The following is a 26,656-nucleotide window of genomic DNA, read 5'->3' on the forward strand; positions in this document are numbered from 1 at the left end:
TTTCAAACTTAAATTAAAAAAACGAGCTAGTAGATTGTACCTGTATTAATAACCGGTTGCGTCGACTTATCACCACACAGCACAACTAATAAATTACTGATCATCGTCGCCTTACGCTCTTCATCAAGCTCTACTACACCCTTTTCATTTAATCGCTGAAGTGCCATTTCTACGGTTCCCACAGCACCATCTACAATTTGCTTCCGGGCAGCCACAATAGCTGATGCTTGTTGACGCTGAAGCATGGCACTTGCGATTTCTTGCGCGTAGGCAAGGTGGCTGATACGAGACTCCAAAATTGTGATCCCAGCTTTCGCAAGGCGAGCTTGGATCTCTTCTTGTAAACGCGCTGATATCTCTATTGGGTGGCTACGAAGTGCGACTTCCGCTTGCTCGTCGTCACGCGGATCGTAAGGAAAGCTACTTGCCATATTGCGGATCGCGGACTCACTTTGAATTCGCACAAAACTTTCGTAATCGTCTACGTCAAACATTGCTTCAGCAGTATCGCTCACTTTCCACACGACAATAGAGGCGATTTCAATGGGGTTTCCTTGATTGTCGTTAACTTTAATTCTGGCACTTTCAAAGTTTCTTATGCGCAGAGAAATATTAGCTCTACGGAACAAAGGAATTGTCCAGCGTAATCCAACATCAGAGACAGTACCTACATAGCTGCCGAAAAACGTCATGACCTTAGCTTGGTTGGGTTGCACCATGAAATAGCCCAACCACAAACTCCCCACTAAAACGCTTAGAATTACACCAGCTTCGGGGTTACCCGACACTGCATAGAAAAACGTAGCAACCTGTGCGACTAGCAAAACACAGATCATCAAATAACCGTTTACCGAAAACCCTTTCTTTTCTTTCATATCACTCACCTTTGATATCATTTTGATATCCTTATAATACAAAATTTAACTACTCGCTAATTTTGATGTGTTACCAAATATGTCAAAGCAACATTTTATTTTTAACTATGGGGTAACATTTTTTGGTAACTCTATGAAATAGATGCCAGAATAATGGAGGGTCATCGTTTACTATGGACGTACGTTAATGCCTTCAAACTCAGATAAAAACGTCGCTTCTTCTTTCCAGCGCCGTACCTTATTAAAGGGCGGTCTCGCCTTTGGTCTTACTGCGGGCATTACCCCTTTTTCAATCGGAAAAGAAAAACCGACGCTGCGCGTATTAGGCACCCATGTCACGCTTCAGGAAGCCATTCGTCAGCGCGCCATGGAAGACTTAGGCATTAATATTGAGTTTGAGCCAGGTGGCAGTGCAACCGTTCTTCAAAAGGCGTCGATGAACCCCACGTCATTCGACCTTTATGAGCAGTGGTCTAATAGCATTAATGTATTGTGGCGCGCTCACGCTATTCAGCCCATAGAGAAAAAACGCCTTCAGTATTGGGAAGAAATAAACGATTTAAGCAAGACCGGAAAACTTACCGAGAAAGCGCGAATGGGCGCTGGCGACGCACCGCATAAAATTATTAATGTTCAGGACGACGGCACACTAGGTGCCAACCATACTGACACAATTAGCTTTTTACCTTATGTGCACAATGTTGACTCTTTTGGCTATGACACATCAAAGTTACCCAACGAACTGCAAGGGCAAGAAGAAAGCTGGGGCTGGCTTTTAGACAGTCGCTATTCAGGAAAAGTGGGCATAGTTAACGACCCCACTATCGGACTTTTCGATTTAGCACTTGCCGCACAAGCTAAAGGATTCATTCAATTCCAAGACATCGGTGCCATGACCGAGTATGAACTTGATGATTTGTTTAGCTTACTTATAGAGTTGACTCAGTTAAACCATTTCAATGGATTCTGGACCTCGGTCCCTGAGTCTGTTGAGTTCATGAAAAGTGGACGGGTTGCAATCGAAAGCATGTTCTCGCCTGCGGTCTCTGCACTGAACGGTCAAGATATTCCGGTTACGTTTGCAGCACCGAAAGAAGGCTACCGCGGATGGCACGGTGTAATGTGCATGTCCTCTGCCACACAAGGTAGAATAAAGGACGTGGCTTATGAGTATATGAACTGGTGGCTGTCGGGGTGGCCTGGCGCATTTATTGCCAGACAAGGCTACTATATTTCCAACCCTAAACGTTCAGCTCAATATCTTTCAGACGCCGAATGGAATTACTGGTACAAAGGGCAAGTAGCATCAGAGCCGCTAAAAGGGCCCGACGGAAATATTAGTGTTAGACAAGGCGCCCAGCGCACTGGTGGGAGTTATGAAGAGCGTTTTAGTAATGTTGCCGTATGGAATACCGTTATGCCAACCTACGAATACAGTTTGCAGAAGTGGTACGAATTCATCACTGCATAATGTTGCGTTAAGTAAAAACCCATAACGTTAATGGAATAAGGCTTTTTTAGTTCACATGTTATCGTCAATTCGAATTCAGCTTATCACCGTGCTACTCGCTCTAATAGCGCTTATATTGGCACAGGGGTTTATTGCTAGAGAAAACCAAGAAGTCCTAAACAAAGGCGTGGCATCAGCGTCAAAGGCAGTAGTTGATGTTGCACTTGTTAAGGAACTTGAACGGGATGTAGTGGACTTACAGCGCAACGTGCTCATATTCAAAGAGAATGCGAGCAAATCAGCCATTACTCGCTTCAGTCGACTCATGGTGACTATTAACACCAAACTCGACAAGTTAGCCCTGGTAGACGAAGACAAGGAAATACAGGAAGACAACCATATCCTTTCAAGAATGAAGGAGCACCTTAACGCCTATCAGGAGAATTTTACCCAAGTTGTCGATGCGCGCTCTGAAAGAGATAACCTTATAGCAAGAGGCACCCTATCTGATATTACGTTACTGGAAAAGATACTGAGTGACGCTAAAACAAACGGAGATATCTCTGCTGCCTCTGAAGAACAGGCAAAGACGCTTCTTATTCGGGCAGAAAATGCGATGTTGAAATATCTGATGAAACCCGACATGGGTTTTATTCGAGCATTCAACGAAGCCGCAGATTCACTACGAAAATTAACGCTAACGAAAAATACATCCCTTCAGGAAAGAGTGGAGCGATTGTCGGAAAAAATTAAAGCCGATTTCGTTAAGCTAACCCAGATAACCCAAGGTAATTTATTCTTGGTTAACGTAGTCATGGCGGGGTCTGCCAATGAATTTCTCTATTTAAGCGGTGAGCTGGCCAAAAAAGTAACCACAGACTCTGAAATTGCGACTCAACGCACCTACACACTGGCTGAAAGCACACAGCGTAACGGAGAGTTATTTTCTCTTGTTGCCATTCTACTCGCCCTCTCAGCAGCGCTGTTTGCCATGTTTCGCATATTGGGCCCTATCCGCTCTATCACTCAAGTTTTCAACAAACTTGCCCAAGGCGTACAAATTTCCAATATTCCTGGCAGCAGCCGAAAAGATGAGATTGGCAAGCTAGCAAAAGCGGCGCTTGTTTTTAGTGATAAAAACCGAGAGACAGAAAAACTGCTAGATGAAGCAAGAACCATGAACTCTCAGCTTGAAAGCTTAAATAAAGCGATTACTGAGGCGAAAATAAAAGCGGAGCAAGCAACCGCGTCAAAGAGTATGTTTTTAGCCAATATGAGTCATGAAATCCGCACGCCGATGAATGGCATTATCGGGCTAATAGAACTGGCGCAACAGCAAGAGCTGTCCACTACTGTTAAAGGGTATCTCGACAAGGCAGCGTATTCTGGGCAAATATTACTGAGCGTAATTAACGATATTCTCGACTTCTCAAAAATTGAAGCGGGTAAATTGAAGATTGAGGAAGTGAGCTTTTCTTTGCATTCACTGTTCGACAACCTCATTGCAGTTATTGCACTACGCGCAAAAGAAAAGAACTTATCGGTGCACTTTACGGTAAATCCAAAGATACCTCCGCAAGTAATTGGCGACCCACTGCGTATTGCCCAAATAATTATGAATATAGGCAACAATGCTGTGAAGTTCACCGAGCAAGGGCGTATAGATATTGAGTTTGACGGCAACTTGAACGAAAAAGGGAACGTGTTAAACCTTACCATGCGAATCACCGATTCAGGCATAGGTATGAGTGCAGCCCAGCTAGATAGAATATTTAAGCCTTTCACTCAAGCAGACGGTTCAACCAATAGAAAATACGGCGGTACCGGCCTTGGCCTTGCGATTGTAAGCCAGCTTACTGAACTTATGAACGGCCGCCTTGATGCCACTTCTACTATGGGAAAAGGCAGTACGTTTGAAGTTGAACTGCCGCTGAAAGCATTTAAAAACCAACCTGGCGTGCTTGAACAAACACCTCAGCTACCTGTTGATAGCCTTTATGTTACTGAAGCAGCATTGCTGCCTGCGGCTTATTGCAACCAAATACAGCTGCCAACTAAATCAACGCTATCAATAGAAGATGCCAAAAATATCGCCGCTTTACCTGAACATATCATTGTAGATATCCATGAGTTCAGTGAATTCAGACAGAATATTGCTTGGTTAAACACCTTGCTAGAAAAAGGGAAGTCGGTAGGCCTGGTAATGGAAAGTGCAGGCAGCGCGCTACAGGCTAAATATGACACGCTATGGAAAGGTCCACTTATCATGCATCCATTCACACCTGCGCAATTTGAGCGTTTTGTTCATCAGGTGATATCTAAAGATGCAAGTTATGACGGACATCATTTTAGTGAAGAAGCGGAAGCAACATCGCTAGAAGGCCACGTGCTTTTAGTAGAAGACAATAATATAAATCAACTCGTCACCGGAGAAATGCTTACCAATCTTGGGCTTACTTTCGATATTGCAGAAGACGGCAAGCAAGCCGTGCAAAAAGTAGAAAATGCCCCGCAGTACGACCTAATATTGATGGATGTACAAATGCCGGTGATGGACGGTTATGAGGCAACCAAACAACTCCGCGAAAAAGGCTTTACTGGCGTACCTATTATCGGCCTTTCGGCTAATGCAATGAAGGAAGATAAACAAAGCGCGATAGACGCGGGTATGAACGACTACCTCACCAAGCCAATAAAGCAAAAATCATTGATAGGCATGTTAAAACAGTACTTAGGCAAACAGCTCTAAACGCAAACGTAAAGATAAGTTCTTATACCAATTCGCATAAATAATTGCCCGCTCAGTAGGCGCTGGCAAGCTTCATAGCGAAGTGTGAGAATGCAGGAACGGCTTTCGAACAAACGCGCTATGTTTAGGGCCTGTTAAATCGCTAATAAAAAAGGGCTACCTTTCGGTAACCCTTCTAATTTGTATCGATCCCCCCGTTCTAGGGGCTGCACTTAAAGCGCTTTAATGGTCTCGAACTGCTCTTTAAGTTTGGCTAGGGCTTTTTCACCCTCTTCCAACTTAGCGCGCTCCTTTTCAATTACTGCTTCTGGCGCATTACTTACGAACTTCTCATTACCCAACTTACCACGAGTACGAGATACGTCTTTCTCGATTTTCTCCATGGCTTTAGTTATACGAGCAAGCTCTGCGTCTTTGTCGATAAGCCCTGCCATTGGGATAAGAATTTCCATCTCGCCCACTAGCGCTGTTGCGCTGGCTGGTGCTTCTTCACCATCTTTTAATATAGTTACGGTTTCAAGCTTAGAAAGCTTATCGAGGAATGCCTTAGCCGCATCAAGACGACGCGCGTCTTCGTCGCTTACGTTTTTAAGTAGCGCATTAAGTGGTTTGTTTGGTGAGATATCCATTTCACCACGGATATTACGAATACCCACGATAAACTTCTTCACCCACTCGATATCGGCAAGCACTTTGTCGTCTTGTTTCGCTGCATCAACTTCAGGGAATGCCTGAACCATAATGCTTGCGCCCTCTTCCACTTTAAGTGCACTTAGTGGCACAACGCGCTGCCAAATAGTGTCGGTGATAAATGGCATTAGCGGATGCAACAAGCGAAGCAAGCTTTCAAGTACGTTAATAAGCGTATGACGTGTACCGCGCTTTTCAGCTTCGGTGCTGGCGTCATTGTTAAGCACTGGCTTAGTAAGTTCTAGATACCAGTCACAGAACTGGTTCCAAGTGAACTCGTAAACGGTTTGCGCAGCGATGTCGAAACGGTAGTCTTCAAGCGCTTTTTCAAACTCAATCAGCGTTTGTTGGAACTTAGCCCAAATCCAGCGATCGGCCATGCTAAGCACCATTTCGCCGCCGTCACGACCTGTATCGTGCTCTTCTGTGTTCATCAGTACGAAACGCGATGCGTTCCAAATCTTGTTACAGAAGTTGCGGTAGCCTTCAACACGGGCCATATCAAAGTTGATATCGCGGCTGGTTGACGCCATAGCTGCAAAGGTAAAGCGCAATGCGTCTGTACCGTAGGCCTGAATACCATCAGGGAATTGCTTGCGAGTACGCTTGGCAATCTTCTCAGCAAGCTGAGGCTGCATCATGCCCGCGGTGCGTTTAGTGACTAGCGACTCAATATCAATGCCGTCAATCAAATCGATTGGGTCAAGCACGTTGCCCTTCGACTTTGACATTTTATCGCCATTCTCATCGCGGATAAGACCAGTAATGTAGATGTCTTTAAACGGAATTTTGCCCGTGAACTTCTTGGTCATCATGATCATTCTGGCAACCCAGAAGAAGATGATGTCAAAGCCTGTAACTAGCACTGAAGACGGTACAAAGGTTTCTAGATCTGGCGTTTCTTCTGGCCAGCCCATGGTGGCGAACGGCCATAGTGCACTTGAGAACCAGGTATCTAGTACATCGTCGTCTTGAGAAAGGGTTACGTCACTGCCAAGGCCGTGCTTTTCGCGCACTTCTTCTTCGGTGCGGCCAACAAAAACGTTACCGTTTTCGTCGTACCACGCCGGAATGCGGTGTCCCCACCACAGCTGACGTGAAATACACCAGTCTTGAATGTTGTGCATCCACTGGTAGTAAGTCTTGTTCCAGTTCTCTGGCACAAAACGAATTTCGCCACTTTCAACCGCTTCAATTGCAGGCTTAGCAAGAGATTCAACCGCAACATACCACTGGTCAGTTAGGTAGGGTTCAATTACCGCCCCCGTTCTGTCGCCACGCGGCACTTTAAGCTTGTGCGGCTCAATCTTAACCAATGCGCCTTGTGCGTCTAAATCAGCAACAATTTGCTTACGGGCGTCGAAGCGATCTAAACCGCGATACGCTTCTGGCGCTTCGTCGTTAATTTTCGCATCGTCGGTAAGAATGTTGATCATAGGCAAGTTATGACGCTTACCCATATCGTAGTCGTTGAAGTCGTGAGCAGGCGTGATTTTAACGCAGCCTGTACCGAATTCTTGATCGACATAGTCATCGGCGATAACCGGAATTAAACGGCCAGTAATCGGTAGCTTAATCTCTTTGCCGATAAAGCCTTGGTAACGCTCGTCATCTGGGTGTACCGCAACCGCGGTATCACCTAGCATGGTTTCTGGGCGCGTTGTCGCAACTACTAGTTCACCGCTACCATCTGCAAGTGGGTAGCGCATGTGCCACATGTGGCCATCTTCTTCTTCGTTCAGTACTTCAAGATCAGATACTGCAGTGTGAAGCACTGGGTCCCAGTTAACCAAACGCTTACCACGGTAAATAAGGCCTTCTTCGTGTAGCTTAACGAATACTTCAGTTACGGCTTTAGACAGGTCTTCGTCCATGGTGAACACTTCGCGAGACCAGTCAGGAGACGTACCTAGACGGCGCATTTGACCGGTGATCGTTCCGCCGCTGTGCTCTTTCCATTCCCACACTTTCTTGATGAAGTCTTCGCGACCTAAATCGTGGCGCGTCTTGCCTTCAGCGTTAAGTTGGCGTTCTACCACCATTTGGGTAGCAATACCGGCGTGGTCAGTACCCACTTGCCATAGCGTATTGTCGCCCTTCATACGGTGATAACGGGTTAAGGCGTCCATAATGGTTTGCTGGAAACCATGACCCATGTGAAGGCTACCGGTAACGTTTGGTGGCGGAAGCAAAATACAATAAGGGTCGCCGCTACCTGAAGCTTTAAATAAACCCGCCTCTTCCCATGACTTGTAGCATTGCTGCTCGATGGACTGCGGTTCGAAGGTTTTATCCATTACACACTCTCAAATTGAAGCTAAACGCGAATGACTTATGCAGATTTGAACTGCATGTTGCATCCAGCTTGCTGATAGTTTTTGTATCTTACCCGCGCGGCCTGTTTGGCGTTCTCGTCCACGGGTACAAAATCGATGATTTGACGATGCTGGTTGGGTGAAGGCACCATACCGGACCCCACATTAACCACCATTTGTCGTCTGGCTACCTGCTCTGGCCGCCAACAAATTTCCACCGGCGTTCCCGATTGCGGCCCTTCACCATAAAGGTTATGGGGCACAAAGCGGTCAGCCGGCAGCTGCCACAACAATTCATCAACTTCTTCAGCCTGCGCCTGTGTATCGCACAGCACGCTAATCTTTTGCTTATTGGCAAACGCTGATGCAATAACTTCGCTGGCGCGGCCTGCCACACCATTGTCACTGCTGGTAAGTTGATAAAATATCACTTGTGGCATGAATGATTAGTCCTCTAACTTGATATCAGCGCGGTTCATTAGGAACTGAGACAGCATAGGCACTGGACGGCCTGTTGCGCCTTTGTTCTTACCACTGCGCCATGCCGTACCGGCAATATCAAGGTGAGCCCAGTTGTATTTCTTAGTGAAGCGCGACAAGAAACAACCCGCCGTAATTGACCCTGCTGGGCGACCACCAAGGTTCGTCATGTCGGCAAACGGGCTTTCAAGCTGCTCTTGGTAATCGTCCCATAGCGGTAAACGCCATGCGCGATCTGAGCTTTGCTCTGATGCATTAAGTAGTTCGTGAGCAAGCGGGTTGTGCGTGCTCATTACCGCTGTTGCATGGTGACCAAGTGCGATAATCGCTGCACCAGTTAGCGTGGCTACGTCAATCACTAGCTCTGGGTCGAAGCGCTCTACATAGGTTAGTGCGTCGCACAATACCAAACGGCCTTCGGCATCAGTGTTTAGTACTTCAACGGTTTGACCCGACATAGTCGTTAGAATGTCACCCGGACGGTACGCTTTGCCATCTGGCATGTTTTCACAGCCTGCCAATACACCAATAACGTTAATGGGCAGATTCAGCGCCGCGATAGTGTGCATAGTACCCAGTACGCCTGCAGCACCACCCATGTCGTACTTCATTTCATCCATGGCTTCGCCTGGCTTAATTGAAATGCCGCCTGAATCGAACGTAAGGCCTTTACCTACAAGTACAATTGGGGCTTGATCAGCTGGACCACCGCGGTGATGCATAATACTCATCATGCTTTCGTTGTCTGAACCACGACCAACAGCCAAATACGCTTGCATACCAAGCTCAGCCATTTGGGTTTCATCAACGACTTCAGCGGTTACGCTGTCGTACTGGCTGGCAAGCTCTTGCGCCTGCTGCCATAGGTACGCTGGGTTACAGATGTTTGGCGGCATGTTAGCCACATCTTTGGTCACTTTCGCACCACGAGCAACCGCTAAACCATGCTCAACTGCACGTTCACCAACGGTAAGTTCACGGCGTGTAGGTACATTAAATACAATTTTACGCAGTGGGCGACGTGGTTCGCCTTTCTTGGTTTTAAGCTGCATAAAGGTGTAAAGCGTGTCTTCAGTTGCTTCTACTGCCTGACGTACTTTCCAGTAGGTATCGCGACCTTTAACGTGAAGTTCGGTAAGGAAACATACCGCTTCCATCGAGCCTGTTTCATTCAATGTTTGAATGGTTTTGGCGATTATGTTTTTGTACTGGCGCTCGTCTAATTCGCGCTCTTTACCACAACCGACTAGAAGCACGCGCTCGCTTAGTACATTTGGCACGTTGTGTAGCAACAACATTTGGCCGGCTTTACCTTCAAGGTCGCCACGGCGTAACAAGTTGCTGATATAACCTTCACTGATTTCGTCTAGCTGTTCAGCCACTGCCGTTAGGCGGCGCGGCTCGAAGACACCCACAACAATACATGCGCTGCGTTGCTTTTCAGGACTGCCACTTTTTACACTAAACTCCACGATATCACCTCGCTTTTCGTCGTTTATGGTTTGCACGATGACTAAAATCACGTAACGTTTCGCGCTGCTTTATGTTTTAATACGCAGCATAACTTTTTAGTTCGCTGCAATTCACGCTTACAGACCTATTGAATATAGGTTAAATTTGCGTCAAAACACCATGCAAACGGTTTATGATTGCAGGCAAAACTTGTAAAAACGGTAAGTTTAAACAAAATTGTGCTTTCTTTCACTAAAATTCCTAATTTTCCGGAAGGGCTGAGATGCTGATATTCCGCTATTTACTTAAGGAAACGCTGAAATCTCAGTTAGCGATTTTCTTTATCCTAATGGCAATTTTTGTCACCTTGCGATTTGTGCGCGTTTTGGGCGACGCCTCGGACGGTGATATTCCCGCTGGGCTAGTGCTTGGCTTCCTAGGTTTATATGCCCCTATCCTCTCTTCATTAGTGCTGCCTATCAGCGCCTATTTGGGCATTATGCTGGCACATGGCAGGCTGTATGTAGACAGTGAAATGACCGTAATGCGAGCCTGTGGTATCAGTGAATGGTATGTAACGCGGGTAATGCTGTTCTTGTCTGTACTTATCATGATAGTCACAGGCGCAATTACCCTTTATTTCGCGCCATTGGCTGCAGAGAACGAGTATCAGCTGCGAGAAAAAGCCAGAAATGAGGCGGGAATATCGGCGCTAATGCCAGGTAGATTCCAGCAAACCGGTAACGAAAAAGCGGTTATTTTTGTGCACGATGTAGACAACAACGATAAGCTACAACGTGTGTTTTTATCGCAAAATCAAACAGACGATAGCGAAGGCGACGTGCGCGTTGTGTATGCGCAAACTGGAGAAGTGGCTAATAACCCTGACGGCACGCGAAACCTTGTATTGAAAGAAGGGGTACAGTACGAAGGAAAGCAATCTGAAAAGGCTTTCCGCAAAGTAGAATTTGACGAATACCAAATTCAGATTGCCGATAAACCTGCTGACGAAACTCGTCGTAAGGTAAGTGTACTGCCTACTAACGAACTGTGGGAAGACGACAGTATTGAAGCCAGAGCAGAGCTTCAGTGGCGTATTGCCATACCGCTTTCCATTCCATTTTTAGTACTGATTGCTGTGCCGCTAAGCGCAGTCGACCCGCGTCAGGGCCGCTTTGGTAAAATGTTCCCTGCCATCCTGCTTTACTTGGGATACTTCTTGCTGCTACTGGCAAGTAGACGAGTGTTAGAAGACGGCAAAATGCCACCTCAGCTTGGCTTATGGTGGGTGCACACCATCATGCTGATAATTGGTGTCATGTTAATTGTGCGAGACAGAAAAACCGGCACTGAGCTTCGCGCTTGGATATTGGGGAAAAAGTAGATGTTTAAGATCCTCGATTTATATATCGCCCGTACGCTGTTAGGCACTATTACCGTTACGCTTAGTGTACTTATTGGCTTAAGCGCACTTATTAAATTTGTAGAACAGCTGCGAAAAATTGGCGAAGGCGACTATGACATGCTGGTCGCTTTTATCTACGTATTGCTAAGCTTGGCTCGCGACTTAGAGCAGTTCTTCCCTATGGCAACATTGCTAGGCGGCCTTATTGGTATGGGCGTACTGGCTAGCAATAGCGAATTGGTAGTGATGCAAGCCGCAGGTATGAGCCGCTGGAACATCATAAACTCAGCCATGAAGTCGACCCTTGTAATGATCTTATTAGTGATGGCCGTTGGCGAGTGGGTAACCCCGTACAGTGAAACCAAGGCAAAACAGATAAGAACCGAGGCTATTTCAGGCGGTAGTTTATTTTCTTCCGATAAGCTGGTGTGGGCAAAGGATGGCGACCGATTTGTAAGCATAGGTCAGGTGTTAAGCCAAGACTCTCTCAAAGATGTGAGCATATTTAGCTTTAACCCTGACTTGTCGCTAGAGAGTATTACTCACGCTAAAAATGGGGCCTTCGACGGCGACGGTTGGTGGCTAAGCGACGTTGAAGTAACCAAGTTTACTGAAACGAATGTTACGGTAGATGAAAATAACCGCATGCGTTGGAATTCAACACTGACACCAGACAAACTAGGCATTGTTGCGGTTAAGCCAGAGGCTTTATCTATTACTGGGCTGCTGGATTACGTGAACTACCTAGAAAATAACGATCAAGACCCTTCTCGTTATCAACTCGCCTTGTGGCGCAAGGTATTCCAACCTATTTCGGTAGGCGTAATGCTGTTAATGGCATTGTCGTTCATCTTTGGCCCGCTGCGTAGCGTTACAATGGGCGCTCGCGTGATCATGGGCGTACTGACAGGCTTCGGTTTCTTTATTCTTAACGAAGTATTTGGGCCAGTGAGTTTAGTCTATCAGCTGCCACCATTCCTTGGCGCCTTACTGCCTAGCTTACTGTTTGCGGCCATTGCAGGGGTAATGTTGAGGCGTTGATCAAGCTATCACACTCGTCTGATTCAACAGTCAAAACTAATAAAAAAGAGGCCTTACAGCCTCTTTTTTTTCCGATTCTTTAGCGTCTTACAAGGCATCTTTACCAGCTCTTGTGGTCGTTCGCTTCTTTGGTCAACTTTAGCACTTCGGTCTTTGCCAGTCGGTCTTGCAGTGATTGTTTATTTTTAAAATCAAACAAAACAAGTAAGGTGCCTAGACCACCTAACGATGCTATTAGGCGAATGAACAAGCGTGGCCAGGTCATTGGCTCTTCAACCGTGCTGTAAATTCGCAAACGCCATGCACGCATGCCTAGGGTTTGCCCGCCCCTGCGCCAGAACCACAAGAAAAACCCAGCTATCCACAAGCCCACCCACGTTTGAATAAGCAGCTTATAAACAAAAGAGGCCTGAATCAGATCGGCAGGTTCAGCATAGCCTTGTAGGTCAAGCGCGCCATTTTTCAGCATAACCACCAGCGTTACGATCATGACCATGGCCGCACACATCCCTACGGCAGTGGCTACTAGTGTATCGTAAATCATTGCCAACAATCGTCGCACAAACCCCGCCCGCTCAAGCGATGAACTGTCTGATTCTGAGTTGGGCGCGTTTTTATCATCCTTCGTTTTTAGAGGGTTTGATGATGGGGACTTCTTCTTGGCTTTTCTGTCGTGTCTCGCCACGGGCTTCTCTTCACTTCATTAACAACAGCGTTTATTTTGACACAAGCACCAGATAGCTTAAACAACATAAGCCTTAGTTAACGGCATTTAATAATGCAATAGGCAAAGAAAAATGATTTCCACCTTTTTGCATCCATTAACCATTGTTAATCGTTATTGCTATTACAAACGGATAATGGACGTAAATACGGTGACAGCAAAAACTCTGGTAACAACACTTCTCGCTAGCTCATTTTCGCTTGGTATGGGCGCTGCAATGGCGTTAGACGACCCCGAAGGTGATATTGAGCATATTCGAGTACGTAGTGACTCATCTGTAAAAGACGGAGAGTTTATCTCGGCTTCGCAGGGATGGGTGTCTGGTGACACCTTGATTGAACGCCCAATGTTGCGCGCCGGTGAAATACTCGAATTCATCCCAGGCATGATGGTGACCCAACACAGCGGTTCGGGAAAAGCCAACCAGTACTTTTTGCGTGGATTTAACCTAGACCATGGCACTGATTTCACGGTGAGTGTAGACGGTATGCCAGTGAACATGCGAAGCCACGGACATGGCCAAGGCTACAGTGACCTTAACTTTATTATCCCCGAATTTATCGACAATCTAAGCTACTTCAAAGGCACCTATTATGCCAACATCGGCGATTTTTCTAGCGCTGGCGGGGCGTTCTTCAATTTAAGAGATTCACTTGAGCAAAACCAGTTGTTCTTAGGCTTAGGAGAATATGGGTTCAAGCGCGCTGTTGCATTAAATCACTTTGAAGCAGGAGAGAGCCGCGTTGTTACAGCGCTGGAATATCAAACCTATGACGGCCCGTGGACTGACGTTGACGAAGATGTAAAAAAGAAAAACGCCCATATTCGTTATATTACGCCTTTGTTAGACGGCCAACTCACCATTACAGGAATGGCCTACGATAATAGCTGGAACGGTGCTGACCAGGTACCTGAGCGCGCTATTGAAAGCGGCTTAATAGACCGTCTTGGCTCTATCGACACCCAAGTTGGCGGTGATTCGTCTCGCTATAGTCTCTCCGCAAACTATACGAGTGATACATGGAATGCCTCACTGTATGCCATAGATACAACGCTAAGCCTTTTTTCAAATTTTACTTACTTTCTTGATAACCCAGAGACAGGCGATCAATTCGAACAGGCCGACGACCGAAAAATTTACGGTGGTGAAATATTCACTACCCTTCCCTTGGCGCTTACGGATGGAAGCAGTATTACCTTAGGCGGCCAGTGGCGTTTCGACGATATTGAAAACGTGGGTTTGTATCGCACCCAAAACTTAACCCGCTTTGGCACTATCCGAGAAGACGAGATTAACAGCAACAGCTATGCACTTTTTGCTCAATCAAACATCGTATTAAGCGACGCACTAAGCCTGTCATTAGGTGGTCGATACGATTACTTAGATGTGGACGTTACCAGCAGTCTTGGGGCCAATTCAGGTAGCGAAAGTGACGGTTTATTTACCCTTAAAGCAGGCTTGAAGTACGGTGTATCAGACCAACTCACCGCATTTGCCAACATTGGGCAGGGCTTTCACTCTAACGATGCGCGAGGAGCAACAATTAGCATAGACCCGGTAAGTGGTGACGCTACCGAAGCAGCTCCCTTATTGGTAAAGAGCCTTGGCTATGAAGCGGGCGTTAACTATACCGATAATAAAACCTATAACCTGTCTGCTGCCCTGTGGCGCTTAGAGCTTGATAGCGAGCTGGTATATGTTGGTGATGCAGGCTTTACTGAAGCCAGTCGCCCCTCCGAGAGACACGGCATTGAAGTGAGTGCCTACTACTGGATAAGCCATCACCTAACAACAGACATTGAAGCTGCGTGGACCAAGGCACGATTTAGCGACAGCGTTGAAGGCGAAGGCCGTCACATTGATGGCACCGTGCCAGGTGTGGTGAGTGCAGGGCTAACCTACTATCAAAGAAGTAACCAACTAGGGTTCAGCTATACCCTACGAGGCCGCTACTTAAGCTCTCGCACCGTAGAAAGTTTCGATGAAATTTCACCGCCATCAACATTTTTGATTAATGGTCAAATTGCCTATAGCCAGCCAACTTGGGACGTAACACTAGAAGTACTCAATGCCCTAGACAGTGACGATCACGATATTGATTATTTTTACGCATCTAGGCTGCCCGGAGAGCCAGAGGAAGGGATTGAGGATTTGCATTATCACCCTGTAGAGCCAAGAAATGTTCGCCTTACCTTTTCAGTAAAGTATTAATACATAAACGCTTTACTGTTTGGGGTCTGTCTATTGATTAGGTAACCATTCAGGCAGTTGTATATAAAACATGCTACTTTAAGAAGTAGCCGCCAAATAGTTAGAGCAATAAACAAATGGCCGCGCTACAACGATAAAAATAGGAGCAACAATGGAACACGAAACTCTGTTTCCTCTGCTGTGTAAAACCGCAGACGGCGACAAAAAAGCGTTCGCAGAGCTTTATAAGATAACAAGTCCACAGCTCTACGCTGTTGCTTTAAGGCTTTTGAAACGCCCTGAACTCGCTGACGAAGCCACACAAGACGCCTATATAAAAATTTGGCATAACGCCGGTAATTATCAACGAGGCAAAGGTACGGTACTTACTTGGATGGTCAGTATAGCTCGCTATCGTGCGCTCGATTTAATCCGCTATCACAACGTAAGAAATGAAGTCGAATTAAATGATGACGCACCGTCAGGTGTGGAAACCACACAATCAATAAAGTTAGAGGCAGAGCAAGCAAAGTTGGCCTCTTGTTTAGATGAACTTGATGGACCGCAGCGTCAGGCTATCCATTTAGCCTATGTGAATGGCATGTCGCATCAAGAGGTGGTAACTCACTTGGCGTCACCACTTGGAACCATTAAAAGCTGGATAAGACGAGGCTTGCAAAGCTTGCAGAGGTGCCTATCACTATGAATTATTTAAAAGAAGAGCGATTAAACGCCCTCGCCGCTGAGTATGTAGTTGGAACGCTGCGCGGCAAAGCGCGTACGCGCTATCAAAAGTTAATGATGCAGTATCAGGCTGTTAGCGATGCAACCGCACAATGGGAGCAATACCTTACTGGATTTGCTGAAACCTTGCCTCCGGTGACACCACCTGACAGCGTGTGGGAGAGCATACAAGTGAAGCTTGGCCACAAGGCGGCCAATGATACAGAGTTTGTCGATCAAACGACTAACGCAAAACCAAGTAGCGACAATGTAGTTGATCTTGAAAAAGAAAAGCAGAAACGCTGGAAGAACTTATCATTCATATCCACAGCTGCTGCATTGGTGTTAGCCGTATTGCTTTTCATGATGCAACCTGTGCCTACCCCAGAGGTTTCCCATATTGCCGTAGTCAATAATGCTGATAACACGCCATTGTGGGTAATAGAAGTTTCTGACACGACAATGAATGTTAAGGTCACCGATGCATTTGTGGCGTTAGCAGACAAAGACTATGAGCTTTGGATGGTGCCGGCAAACGGCGAAGCACCAATTTCTCTCGGCTTGATGCCTGAAGTTAATGGCGACACGCGCGTGACACCAGATATCTTGCTAGATCAAAGTATCGCGGCGTTAGCAGTGAGCTTAGAAGCACCAGGCGGCTCGGTAACAGGCGCACCAACGGAAGTGCTATATATAGCGCCGATTGTTTCAGTGTAATTTTACGCACAAAGCAGCACACCAAAAGGCCACGAAACGTGGCCTTTTACTTTTTATAAAAACTTTATTTTAATTTTTAAATATTTTTGCATCTAAGGTGAAACCTCAGTCGTTTGGTCTCTTGAACTCATAAAAAACAGAGAGACTCGACATGATCCAATTCAAACGCAAAACTTTGTCACTGGCTGTTGCCGTGACATGTGCAGCCGTAACTGCTGGCGCAATAGCGTCAAGTCACCGAGAAGCACCTAATATCACTCGCCACCCAGCGTTAGATAGCACCGACTTTTATGCTTTCAATAGCTATGAACAAGGCCGTGAAGATTATGTGACATTCATAGCAAACTATATTCCACTGCAAGATGCTTATGGTGGCCCTAACTACTTTGCAATGGACCCGAATGCGCACTACGCGATTCATATTGATAGTGACGGCGACGCGGTTGAAGACTTAAGCTTTGTTTTTAAGTTTAACAATATGCTTGCTGCCGATAACGAAGGTATCGCCTTGCCGATAGGCCCTGAAGGCGAGCAGAAAATGGTGAAAGTACCGCTTAAAAATGTAGGCGGTATCAGCGCAGACGATTCAAGCGCAGCAAACTTCTCAGAAATGTACAGCCTTACTATGGTGAGTGGCGACATGCAGACAGGCACGCGCACTACTCTTACTCCCGCCATGGGCGATATGTTTAAAAAGCCGCTTGATTACATTGGCAATAAAACCTTTACCAGTGAAGCGGAATACGCACGTTATGCTGAAAGCTTCATTTATTCGTTCAGTATCCCTGGATGCGATGACATGGCCAAAGTGTTTGTTGGTCAGCGTAAAGACCCCTTCGTTGTTAACTTGGGCAAAACATTCGACTTGGTAAATTATGTACCTGTTGAGGGCGACAGCGCACCGGGCGCAGGCGATGGTGAAGGTTTTCCTGGCGGTATAACGCAAAGTGCCATGAATGATGACTTAGCCGATAAAAACGTGACAGCGTTATCTATTGAAGTACCTAAGGCGTGTGTTACCGGTGAAGGTAATGGCGTAATTGGTAGCTGGACCACGGCAAGCTTGCCGCAAGCGCGTATCCTAAACCCAGATGCTACTTTTGCGAAACCTGAGACTAATGGTGGTGCGATGACTCAAGTGTCTCGTTTAGGTAGCCCGCTAGTTAATGAGCTTGTTATCGGTATTGGCGATAAAGACAAATTCTCTACTTCTCATCCAAGTGCAGACGGTCAATTCGCTGATTATGTAACCCACCCTTCTTTACCAGAACTACTGAACATTCTGTTTAAAGATGCAGTGAATACTACGCTGGGTACGGATATTGAGACCCTTGCGCCGACGAATTTCCCGCGTATGGACTTAGTGACAGCGTTCCTTACAGGTTTCCCAGGCGTTAACCAACAAGCAACTGTAACAGCATCAGAAATGCTGCGCCTAAACACAGGGATCCCAGCAACGCCAGCCGAATCGCAGTCAGCATTTGGTGTTGTAGGCGATGACTTAGCAGGATTCCCGAATGGTCGCCGCCCAGGTGATGACGTGGTTGATATTGCCCTTCGCGTAGTCATGGGCCGCTTGTGCTACCCCATCCCGGTAGCAGGTGAAGATACAGATCTTGGCCTTTGTACACCAGAAGACGCCAGCGTAGGTAATGTACCTTTCACTGATGGTGCACCTGTAGATGCAAGCATGATTGATTCATCGTTTCCGTACCTAAAAACACCACTTGCTGGCTCTGAATAAGGAGATCCATCATGTCTATGAAGATTAGGTTATTTAACAAGAATCCAAATGCCCCCGCGTCTATGAAGTCGGCTCAAGCCCCTTTGCAGAAACATAAGTTGTGGGTCATTTCTGGATTGGTGCTAGCGCTAACTGGTTGTTTCGATAGTGATGACGATAACGATTATCAAGCGCCAGAAGAAAATGCAGCGCCTGTAGCCGTTGATGAAATGCTAACGACACAAGCAGATATTGCGTTTGATGGCACGTTGACAGCAACCGATGCCGATGGTGATGCACTTACCTTCGGGCTTGGTGAAAACGGTACGTTAGGTAATGCAGAAGTTAATGCTGATGGCAGCTTTACCTACACACCTGACGCTCAGGTAACGGGTAGCGATAGCTTCACATTCACCGTTTCTGACGGCGTAAATCCAGAAGTTACGGCCACCGTAAGCGTTACGATTGAGGCTCAGCAGGTATCGTTCTCTAGCTATACCCGTGATGCCTTTAATCAAGCACCGACCGATGAACCTCTGCCAATTAACGGGCGCGAGTTCACCCAAGATGCTGACGACACCACGTTCGATGATTTATTGATTGGTCAATAACGAGCGGTCAGTACACAGTGTCAACCGTAAAGCCAAGGACGGCTTTTATAAAGGAAGTTCTGATGAAGTTGATGAGAAGCAGTACTCTCATACTCCCTATAATGAGCGTATTGTCAGCCCTAACAGTCTGTTCGGTATCTGCTCAGTCTGAAAAACTCAATTATGATACCGTCATCGCAACGTGGCAGCCTCAACAGCTATCCATAGCAAGTATCGACGAAGCGGAAAAAATTTTAACTTCAAGTAGATACCTTCAAGCAAAAGGTGATGAGAGAGAGCGTATTGTTAGGTTCACGGACATAATGCGACAAAAATTCGATTCGTTGAACGCAGGTCAAAAAGAGCGTTTAGTTGTTTTAGAAGCTCGACTACTTCAAGGCATTCATAAGTTCGAACAAGCCAAGCAACACGTTAATAAAATAGCCCGCTTTCGCTCTCCAGCTGCACAGTTATTGTTGGCAGATATAAACGTTCAGCAAGGTAACGCTAAAAAGGCGAAAGAAAACTGTGAAAAGCTGGTAGGGCAAACAAGTTTTTTAATCGCTTTCACGTGTATGGTTAACGCTGATTTTTCACAAAATAAAGACGTAAAATTTTTAAAAAAGCTTAGTGCTTTTGAGGCCTACACGACTACAGTGAGACCTGCGGAGCGCCAGTGGTTTTATGAAGTACTTGCAGACATGTCGCTTCAACTTGGTAACGCTGAAGCCGCGCTTGAGCATTTGTCACAGACAGAACTCGAAAAGCTACCTATAAGCGCAATGTTAGTTTGGGCCGACGCACATTTTGCGTTGAATAACTATAAGGCAGTGAGTTCTGGGTTTAGCAACTCCGTACCCGATATATTGACAGCCGACGATGGCTTGCTACTTAAATGGGCAATTGCGGAACGAGCGCAAGGTATCGTGCGCTCTGAAGTACAAACTCAACTTGCTAAGAACATGGAAATTCGAGTATGGCGAGAAGACAGTTCTCACGCCTCACAGGTCGCCACTTACTTTTTAGAGATTGAACCTGATTACCCACTGGCGCTTAAATTTGCCGAAATAAACTGGCAATACGCACAGTCATTGGATGACAAAAACCTCCTAGAGCGCGCTCGACAGGCTAATGAAGTATCGACCAATGCCTAATGTTCTCAACCCCTTCAGTAAACGAGTCATGATTAAATTTATCACATTTTTCATCTTCGCCGCCTTCAGCGTTTTCACGCATTCACACGAACTGAGTAACGGCTACTTAACGCTTAAAAACGATTCAAATAACACTTTGTCTGGCGAGCTTTTGCTAAAGCCTGAAGATATAGGACAAGCAGCAGGGCTAGATGGCAATAATGACGGTAATTTGACCTGGGGTGAAGTCAACAGAAACCACACTATGGCGAACGACTATATCCAAAACCACCTAGTGATTCGAGATAGCGAAACGCGATGTACGGTTAGTATTGTTCCCCCTTCTATACGAGATATATCTGCAGAGTCATTACTGGTATACCCGCTGTCGGTGAATTGCGTATATGTAAACGAAGTATCGATACAATACACTGGCATAGTTAGCGATTTTCCCACCCACAAGCTCCTCACAACGGTAACGTTAAACGATCACACAAGTGTTTATGTGCTAAGTGATGAACGCTCTTTTATCACTGCTTCTGCTACAGGAAACAGCTGGATTTCGCAGTTTGGGGAAATGGTTTATCAGGGAATTTGGCACATTTTCATTGGACTAGACCATATACTGTTTTTGGTTGCTACGTTGCTCACCGTTAATCTTTACAGGGAAAATAAGAGCTGGGTGAAAGAGCAAAGCAAAAAGCACATTATAAAAAGCACGGTGATATTGGTAAGCACGTTTACGTTAGCGCACTCGATTACATTAACTGCCACAGCACTGGATTTTATTACGCTAGATAGCCGTATTGTTGAGCTAGGCATTGCTATATCAGTGGCTATAACTGCGCTTAACAATGTGTACCCTATCATCATGCGTTTAGGATTTATTACCTTTGGGTTCGGCCTACTCCATGGAATGGGATTTGCGAGCGTGTTTGGCGACCTTAACGCCCAGTCGGGCAGCTTGGTAATGAATGTATTCGCTTTTAATGTAGGGGTAGAGCTGGGCCAACTTGCCATAGTTACGCTGCTATTGCCCTTACTCATCTTACTTAGAAACGTAAGGTTATATTCAAAAGCCATAATGCCAATTGCATCGTCAGCAATCGCGGTAGTAGCGATTAATTGGACGCTTCAGCGTTGGTAAAAGTGTGCGTTCTGTTGATTAATAAGAAATAGATAAAGCAAAATACGCTTTTGAACAATCTTTCGGCACTTAATCACAAAAAGCTTAAAAAGTTGTTGTATAGGCGCGCCGCATCGCTATAATGCCATGCATCAACACCACGTTGATAACCATACACAATGCCAGTGTGATGGAATTGGTAGACATGACGGATTCAAAATCCGTTGCTAGCGATAGCGTGGCGGTTCAAGTCCGCCCACTGGTACCATCTTCTTCTTTGTAGAAGTAGATACTGAAACCGACTTTTGAGTCGGTTTTTTTGCGTCTGGAAGAAAGTTTTTGCTACGTACCATATTAGAACAACTACTACTCCGGTGCAGTTCCCTCTATTAGCATAGTTATTCTTTAGTTAGCGATTCATGTCTCACGATTTTTTACGCTACTTGTTATCGAAATGTCGTTAAAAAAGTATAGGCGCGTTTATTCGGAGCTCATCTTTGTCTAGATCGTAAGGGACTACGTGTAAAAGTAAACCTGGTTTAAATTCAAATGATGGAAGAGATTCAAGAAAATTTTCATTTTTAGGATAAATAAGCACTAGAGAGCCCTGCCCTTTGAGATACTTCTCACCGTAAGCGAATAACTGATACATATCTGATTGTGCTAGATAATATTTGTCTTTCGATGTATTAAGATTTTCGTTAATTATCTTCCACTTAGTATCAGCAATAACAGCTATCTCACCATTGTCATAAATAGCGATATCTGGGCGCAAGTTGAACCAATTCTGTCCATTATGGCTTGTGAGTGACTCTCCTTTTATTTGGCCTTTTACTGAGAACCGACTCGGTAATAATTTGCTTAGTTTCTTCTCTACATATCGCTCAAACAAGACTTCCATAGGAAACAAAAATGATACCCCCTCCGTATTGCCCGACATGGTAAGCGGAGACTCGTTGAAAAGTATTAATTTGCACCAGGATTCTAAATTTCGATAGTGAGTTAGATTTCTGTCCTTCGACCAACGCTTAAAATCTTCATTGTGGTTATTTGATTTATTCATACCATCAAAGGCAAAGATAAGTTCTCTCGCTAGACGCTGATTTTGTGAACTTCTTGTCCATCTCGAAACAATATTAACAGCAGACAAAATAAGCCTGTTTTCAGCTCTATTAACAGAAAAAGTATCGTAGGAAATTTGAAAGATATGATCTCTTCCGGGCCGTTGTCGCATCTGTTTGACTGTGTTCAACCGTCCTTTCAAAAAGCTTCTTTGAGCATCAACACGTTGATATTCACTACGCAAACCTTTTTTTAGTAGAAGAGAAACCTGTGACAAAAACTGTGAGATCAGCACTTCAATTAGTGGCTGATTTACCACTTGAAGATGGGCATTATTGAATTGCTCTAGCTTTAGATTTTCAACAACTGCCAACATTTTCAGTAGCGTTTTTCTTGAGGCCTCTATTGACGTTCGGTCACTGTAGATTTTCGGTAAAATCTCTATACGTGTACCGCACGGAGTGTCAAGTACACCGACAAAGTTAACAACTTGCAACGCGAGCTTCTTACCCATTCGCTTTACACGAACAAGCTCTCTACCAGCTATGCTTAAGCCGTTACTCATCAACCAATTAAACGCCGAAGTCGAGACTTCTGCATGATTAAGGTTAGTATCGTCACCGGTTTCCACCAGTAATCCATACTCTTTTACCTGAACATAGGATTTAACGTGGTTCATAACACGCTATATAGGCATCTGGATTGGTTAAAGCGTAATCATTTCTTATAAATGCTTGCACTCCATTGGGTTCCCACTCACTTCCCATTAGTTCTGCAATTTCACTTGTAGAATATTTCTCGATAATGAATCTATGGTCTTTTTCAGCCTTATTACTTGGGGCTTTGAGATGATCCCCTAAAACTTGTCCAACCCGTTCCCAGTCTTCAAAGAAATACTCTTCCAATAGCGGCAAGATTTGAAGTTCAAATATTTCCCCTAACTTCTCAATAGTCGGCTCAGTAATAAGAGGAAGAAAAAAACTGTGGCCTATGGTGTGCTCTCGATCGAACAACAATTCGATTCGTTGATTAATTGCTTTAGCTAGGCGCGAAATATCAATTCCCTGAATTTTGGGGATTGATTTGAGTACCTCATAGTCAGGCATCATTTCAACAAATTCAAACCGCCGCCGAAGCGCAATGTCTACCTGAGCTAACGACTTATCAGCAGTATTCATTGTTCCAAGTAGATAGAGGTTTGAAGGCACACTAAATGGCTTTTTGGTATACGGAAGAGTCACGGATAAAGCATCTGGTTCACCTGCTCTTTTACTCGGCTCAATCAAAGTAATTAACTCACCAAAAATGTTGGCTATATTCCCTCGATTAATTTCGTCGATAATCAGTACCCTATTGTCACTGGACACCCGATCACCAAAAGAAAGTCCATTATCAATAATATAGGCAACTAGTTGAGCCAATAAATTGCTGTAACCATTAACTAGATATTTCTCTAAGTTCGTTTCTACTTTGTCGAATAACGTCTTATTTTTTATGTCTTCTATAGTACCTTTGCCATTTTTCACCAAGTCAACGAGCTCATTAATAATACTCATTGGTAACGGTAACCGAGAGCCATTAGGTTTCTTGAACTCAATGATTTCACTACTTATCGACGTAACTGCGTAACCAGAGATGTTTGATCCAACCGCTAAACTGCCTTTTTCTTCTCTCCCGGTCAGTAAAGCCTGTAGTTTTATTAAATCTAGAGTTGGGGGCTTTAAACTATAAATAGTTTGTTGCGAGAGATTTTTACTGAATAGCTCACTTGTTGGTAGAGACGGGGAATAAACTTTTAACCATCGTACTTTTCTTAGCTGGCAATAATGACCAGTTTCATTTTCTTCGAAGTAATATTCACTAGTCACTTCAGCTATGGCTCTAAACTTTTGGTTTCCATCTGAAACAATGACTAAATCGCCAACATTCATATGGTTTTTAAAGTAGTTGATAGAAGTTACGTTGTAATCGTAGCTTTCGTTGTCTATCGTAAAGCCAGCATCACGGTATAGTTTAGTAATCTCTTTTCTGGAATCTGCTCCCGAAAAGTCTATCGTACCGCCATAACCTAAAGCGATATAATTATGTTCAATACAATGATCATAAACATATGCATCCTCACCTTGGGTGTTGCCTAAGGACATTTTCCAAACGTTCCGACTTGAGACATCGATAGAGAGATCACTCTCTTCAGTCACAACACGCGAGGATGCAGCATCGCACATTTGCTTAAAAATACCTTCTTCTATGTCATAGCTTATTTTGCCATTTTCATCGGTATTAGCTTTGATGCCTTCAACAAAATCTTCGTAGCTAAAGCTCTGGTGAAAAGTAACAAAATTTATTCGATTAGATTTTACAAGCTCATCAAATCGCTGTTTTAAAGCAGTTCTGTTTTTTATATTTGTGGCCCAGAACTTTGGTTCAATGATCTCAATTGCTTTGCTTATTGTGGAATAAGTTTTTCCCGTTCCTGGTGGCCCATAAAGAATTGTATTAAGCGCTGCGGAAGATTTACTTGTTTGATAATGCTTTTCGTCATCATCATCATCATCATCGTCATCGTCAAGGAGTAACATTGCTTTATGCTGCTTATACACGTCAAAGCCATATTCGATAACGTTTTTGCTTCCACGCTCAGCCATCAGTAATCGATATGCTTCTGGAAAAGTTGCTTTGGGTTTATTACTTATCTGTCGTAACGATTCAAGTTTGAATATATTTAAAAGGGCTGGGGTTCCCTGATTTTGATAAAGAAAAGCAACTTTCCATTTGAGTGTATCCCCCAAATCAATATTATCAATACCTTCAAGATCATCTGCCCCTACTAGTCTAATAATATCGATTAATTTAGCTTTTACGTTTTCAAAAGCGTCTTCTTCTGAATTACCAAACCGGCTAACCCAAGAATAAAGCTCTCCGTGAGAGATGTGCTTCCTGTTACCTTTGGGCGGTTGTTTTCGCTTATAAATTCCAAATTTAGAAGCATCACCTCCTCTGATCGATCCTAATTCACGCGTTTTATGCTCTAACCAATAGGCAAAAGTGTCATTATTATCTACATCAATATATTCTTCTAACGTCAACTGGCTAATCTTTTCAACTGGCCAGCGCTCGAGGAATTGGTTTAGTAGGCTTTTTTGTTCTTCTAATGAAATTTCCATTACTGAGAAAAGTCCCTATTTTAATTGCAACATACTAACTTCGTTTCTTTGAACATAGCAATGCAGTGCTTTCAGCTTATTCTATTGCAAGCTACTTTTTAATCTATATACAGCCGCATTTCTTATATCCAGCTTCCCATTCTTTAAAGCGTTGTTCTAGAACTTTTTCGGCTCTCTTCTATGGCTAAAGGATCCAATCTTATGGTCACCCTTAAAGCCCTCAATCTCCTTAAACGAATGACTCTTTGTTATTTAACGCAGTAGTACTATAAAGGCAACTCACTTTCTTTAATCACTTAACCAATTGATTCAAAATAAATTTATACAATATCCCGTTATTCCCCAACATGGTTACCAAAACACCACTAGTTGTTTAAAGTTTAAAGGTCACTAAAATAAACCACCAGTAAGCAATAAGCTTTATTCAATTTTTTTGGAGTTTTGAGATGACCACAACAAAGACAGGCAATGTGCTAATTATTAATGCACACCAGTATTACCCTTTTTCAGAAGGCAAGTTAAACGCATCTTTTGTCGATAAAGCAGTAACGCTGCTTGAAGCTAAAGGCTATAACACTCGCGTAGTGACAATGGCCGAAGCGCACGACGTTGAAGAACAGTTGGCCCATCATCAGTGGGCTGACATCGTTTTTCTACAGGCACCAATCAATTGGATGGGTGTGCCATGGTCTTTCAAAAAGTACATGGATGAAGTTTACACTGCGGGCATGGGTGGCGCCTTATGTGCTGGCGATGGTCGCGTTGCCGAATCACCGAAGAAAAACTACGGCACAGGCGGTACGCTTACCAACGTTAAATACATGATGTCTTTAACCTTCAATGCACCAGAAGAGTCATTCAACGACAGCGAAGAGTTTTTTGAAGGTAAATCTGTAGACGATTTACTGTTTCCAATGCATATGAACTTCAAGTTCTTTGGCATGAAGCCAATGGAAACTTTCGCTAGCTTTGACGTGATGAAAAACGCCGATGTGGAAAACGATTTCAAACGTTTTGAAGCTCACATTCACAAGCATTTTTAAGGA

Annotated in this window: 19 protein-coding genes and 1 tRNA gene; 13 read left to right on the forward strand and 7 right to left on the reverse strand. The window is 44.6% G+C overall.

The genetic code is table 11. The features are described 5' to 3' along the window. Positions 1 to 26 precede the first annotated feature (26 nt). A complete protein-coding gene (locus MASE_RS15045; protein WP_014950598.1) occupies positions 27 to 875 on the reverse strand; it encodes an SPFH domain-containing protein in 849 nt (282 codons plus the stop codon). Positions 876 to 1,062: 187 nt separating this feature from the next. Between MASE_RS15045 and MASE_RS15050 the strand changes: the two genes are divergently transcribed. Both MASE_RS15050 and MASE_RS15055 read left to right on the forward strand, forming a co-directional pair. Beyond that, positions 1,063 to 2,346: an ABC transporter substrate-binding protein gene (locus tag MASE_RS15050; RefSeq protein ID WP_014950599.1), complete on the forward strand. Its 1,284-nt coding sequence runs from the start codon at positions 1,063 to 1,065 to the stop codon at positions 2,344 to 2,346. Positions 2,347 to 2,401: 55 nt separating this feature from the next. Continuing rightward, on the forward strand, positions 2,402 to 5,074 hold the full coding sequence (locus MASE_RS15055) for a hybrid sensor histidine kinase/response regulator (protein WP_014950600.1): 2,673 nt from the start codon (positions 2,402 to 2,404) through the stop codon (positions 5,072 to 5,074). A gap of 212 nt (positions 5,075 to 5,286) precedes the next feature. Here MASE_RS15055 and MASE_RS15060 read toward each other — a convergent pair whose 3' ends face one another. From MASE_RS15060 to pepA, 3 genes are read right to left on the reverse strand one after another with little or no spacing between them, the layout of a single operon-like run. Then, on the reverse strand, positions 5,287 to 8,061 hold the full coding sequence (locus MASE_RS15060; protein ID WP_014950601.1) for a valine--tRNA ligase: 2,775 nt from the start codon (positions 8,059 to 8,061) through the stop codon (positions 5,287 to 5,289). A 35-nt stretch (positions 8,062 to 8,096) separates the two neighbouring features. Beyond that, positions 8,097 to 8,519: a DNA polymerase III subunit chi gene (locus MASE_RS15065; protein ID WP_012519633.1), complete on the reverse strand. Its 423-nt coding sequence runs from the start codon at positions 8,517 to 8,519 to the stop codon at positions 8,097 to 8,099. A 6-nt stretch (positions 8,520 to 8,525) separates the two neighbouring features. Continuing rightward, positions 8,526 to 10,031 (reverse strand): leucyl aminopeptidase, encoded by a 1,506-nt coding sequence (gene pepA / locus MASE_RS15070; RefSeq protein ID WP_014950602.1) that lies wholly within the window; start codon positions 10,029 to 10,031, stop codon positions 8,526 to 8,528. Positions 10,032 to 10,294: 263 nt separating this feature from the next. On the opposite strand from pepA, the gene lptF reads away from it, so the two are divergent. Beyond that, on the forward strand, positions 10,295 to 11,395 hold the full coding sequence (gene lptF / locus MASE_RS15075; protein ID WP_014950603.1) for an LPS export ABC transporter permease LptF: 1,101 nt from the start codon (positions 10,295 to 10,297) through the stop codon (positions 11,393 to 11,395). Further along, positions 11,396 to 12,457 carry an LPS export ABC transporter permease LptG gene (gene lptG, locus MASE_RS15080; protein ID WP_014950604.1) on the forward strand — a complete coding sequence of 354 codons (1,062 nt, stop codon included), beginning with the start codon at positions 11,396 to 11,398 and terminating at the stop codon, positions 12,455 to 12,457. 100 nt (positions 12,458 to 12,557) lie between these two features. On the opposite strand, the gene MASE_RS15085 is transcribed toward lptG, so the two are convergent. Then, the gene (locus MASE_RS15085; protein WP_014950605.1) at positions 12,558 to 13,142 is read right to left on the reverse strand and encodes an RDD family protein; all 585 of its coding nucleotides are present in this window, start codon (positions 13,140 to 13,142) and stop codon (positions 12,558 to 12,560) included. 175 nt (positions 13,143 to 13,317) lie between these two features. Here MASE_RS15085 and MASE_RS15090 point away from each other — a divergent pair, with 175 nt between their 5' ends. From MASE_RS15090 to MASE_RS15125, 8 genes are all read left to right on the forward strand, one after another. Continuing rightward, a complete protein-coding gene (locus tag MASE_RS15090) occupies positions 13,318 to 15,393 on the forward strand; it encodes a TonB-dependent receptor (protein ID WP_014950606.1) in 2,076 nt (691 codons plus the stop codon). A 151-nt stretch (positions 15,394 to 15,544) separates the two neighbouring features. Then, entirely contained in the window at positions 15,545 to 16,078 is a 534-nt protein-coding gene (locus tag MASE_RS15095; RefSeq protein ID WP_014950607.1) for an RNA polymerase sigma factor, read from the forward strand. Beyond that, complete coding sequence (locus MASE_RS15100) at positions 16,075 to 16,812, forward strand: anti-sigma factor (RefSeq protein WP_014950608.1); 738 nt, start codon at positions 16,075 to 16,077, stop codon at positions 16,810 to 16,812. The genes MASE_RS15095 and MASE_RS15100 overlap by 4 nt, the downstream gene beginning before the upstream one ends. Positions 16,813 to 16,963: 151 nt before the next feature. Further along, positions 16,964 to 18,556 (forward strand): DUF4331 domain-containing protein, encoded by a 1,593-nt coding sequence (locus MASE_RS15105; protein WP_014950609.1) that lies wholly within the window; start codon positions 16,964 to 16,966, stop codon positions 18,554 to 18,556. 11 nt (positions 18,557 to 18,567) lie between these two features. Further along, the gene (locus tag MASE_RS15110) at positions 18,568 to 19,146 is read left to right on the forward strand and encodes an Ig-like domain-containing protein (protein WP_014950610.1); all 579 of its coding nucleotides are present in this window, start codon (positions 18,568 to 18,570) and stop codon (positions 19,144 to 19,146) included. Between the two features lie 62 nt (positions 19,147 to 19,208). Continuing rightward, complete coding sequence (locus MASE_RS15115; RefSeq protein ID WP_041693548.1) at positions 19,209 to 20,279, forward strand: tetratricopeptide repeat protein; 1,071 nt, start codon at positions 19,209 to 19,211, stop codon at positions 20,277 to 20,279. Further along, positions 20,272 to 21,405: a HupE/UreJ family protein gene (locus MASE_RS15120; RefSeq protein ID WP_041693550.1), complete on the forward strand. Its 1,134-nt coding sequence runs from the start codon at positions 20,272 to 20,274 to the stop codon at positions 21,403 to 21,405. The genes MASE_RS15115 and MASE_RS15120 overlap by 8 nt, the downstream gene beginning before the upstream one ends. A gap of 160 nt (positions 21,406 to 21,565) precedes the next feature. Continuing rightward, positions 21,566 to 21,652, forward strand: a tRNA-Leu gene (locus tag MASE_RS15125). Positions 21,653 to 21,844: 192 nt separating this feature from the next. On the opposite strand, the gene MASE_RS15130 is transcribed toward MASE_RS15125, so the two are convergent. Together MASE_RS15130 and MASE_RS15135 are read right to left on the reverse strand one after the other, a co-directional pair. After that, positions 21,845 to 23,125 carry an McrC family protein gene (locus tag MASE_RS15130; protein WP_014950613.1) on the reverse strand — a complete coding sequence of 427 codons (1,281 nt, stop codon included), beginning with the start codon at positions 23,123 to 23,125 and terminating at the stop codon, positions 21,845 to 21,847. Then, the gene (locus MASE_RS15135) at positions 23,112 to 25,610 is read right to left on the reverse strand and encodes an AAA family ATPase (protein ID WP_014950614.1); all 2,499 of its coding nucleotides are present in this window, start codon (positions 25,608 to 25,610) and stop codon (positions 23,112 to 23,114) included. Before MASE_RS15135 ends, MASE_RS15130 begins: the two co-directional genes overlap by 14 nt. Positions 25,611 to 26,056: 446 nt before the next feature. Between MASE_RS15135 and MASE_RS15140 the strand changes: the two genes are divergently transcribed. Beyond that, entirely contained in the window at positions 26,057 to 26,653 is a 597-nt protein-coding gene (locus MASE_RS15140; protein WP_014950615.1) for an NAD(P)H-dependent oxidoreductase, read from the forward strand. Positions 26,654 to 26,656 lie beyond the last annotated feature (3 nt).

The sequence above is a fragment of the Alteromonas macleodii ATCC 27126 genome (assembly GCF_000172635.2).
Lineage (GTDB): Bacteria > Pseudomonadota > Gammaproteobacteria > Enterobacterales > Alteromonadaceae > Alteromonas > Alteromonas macleodii.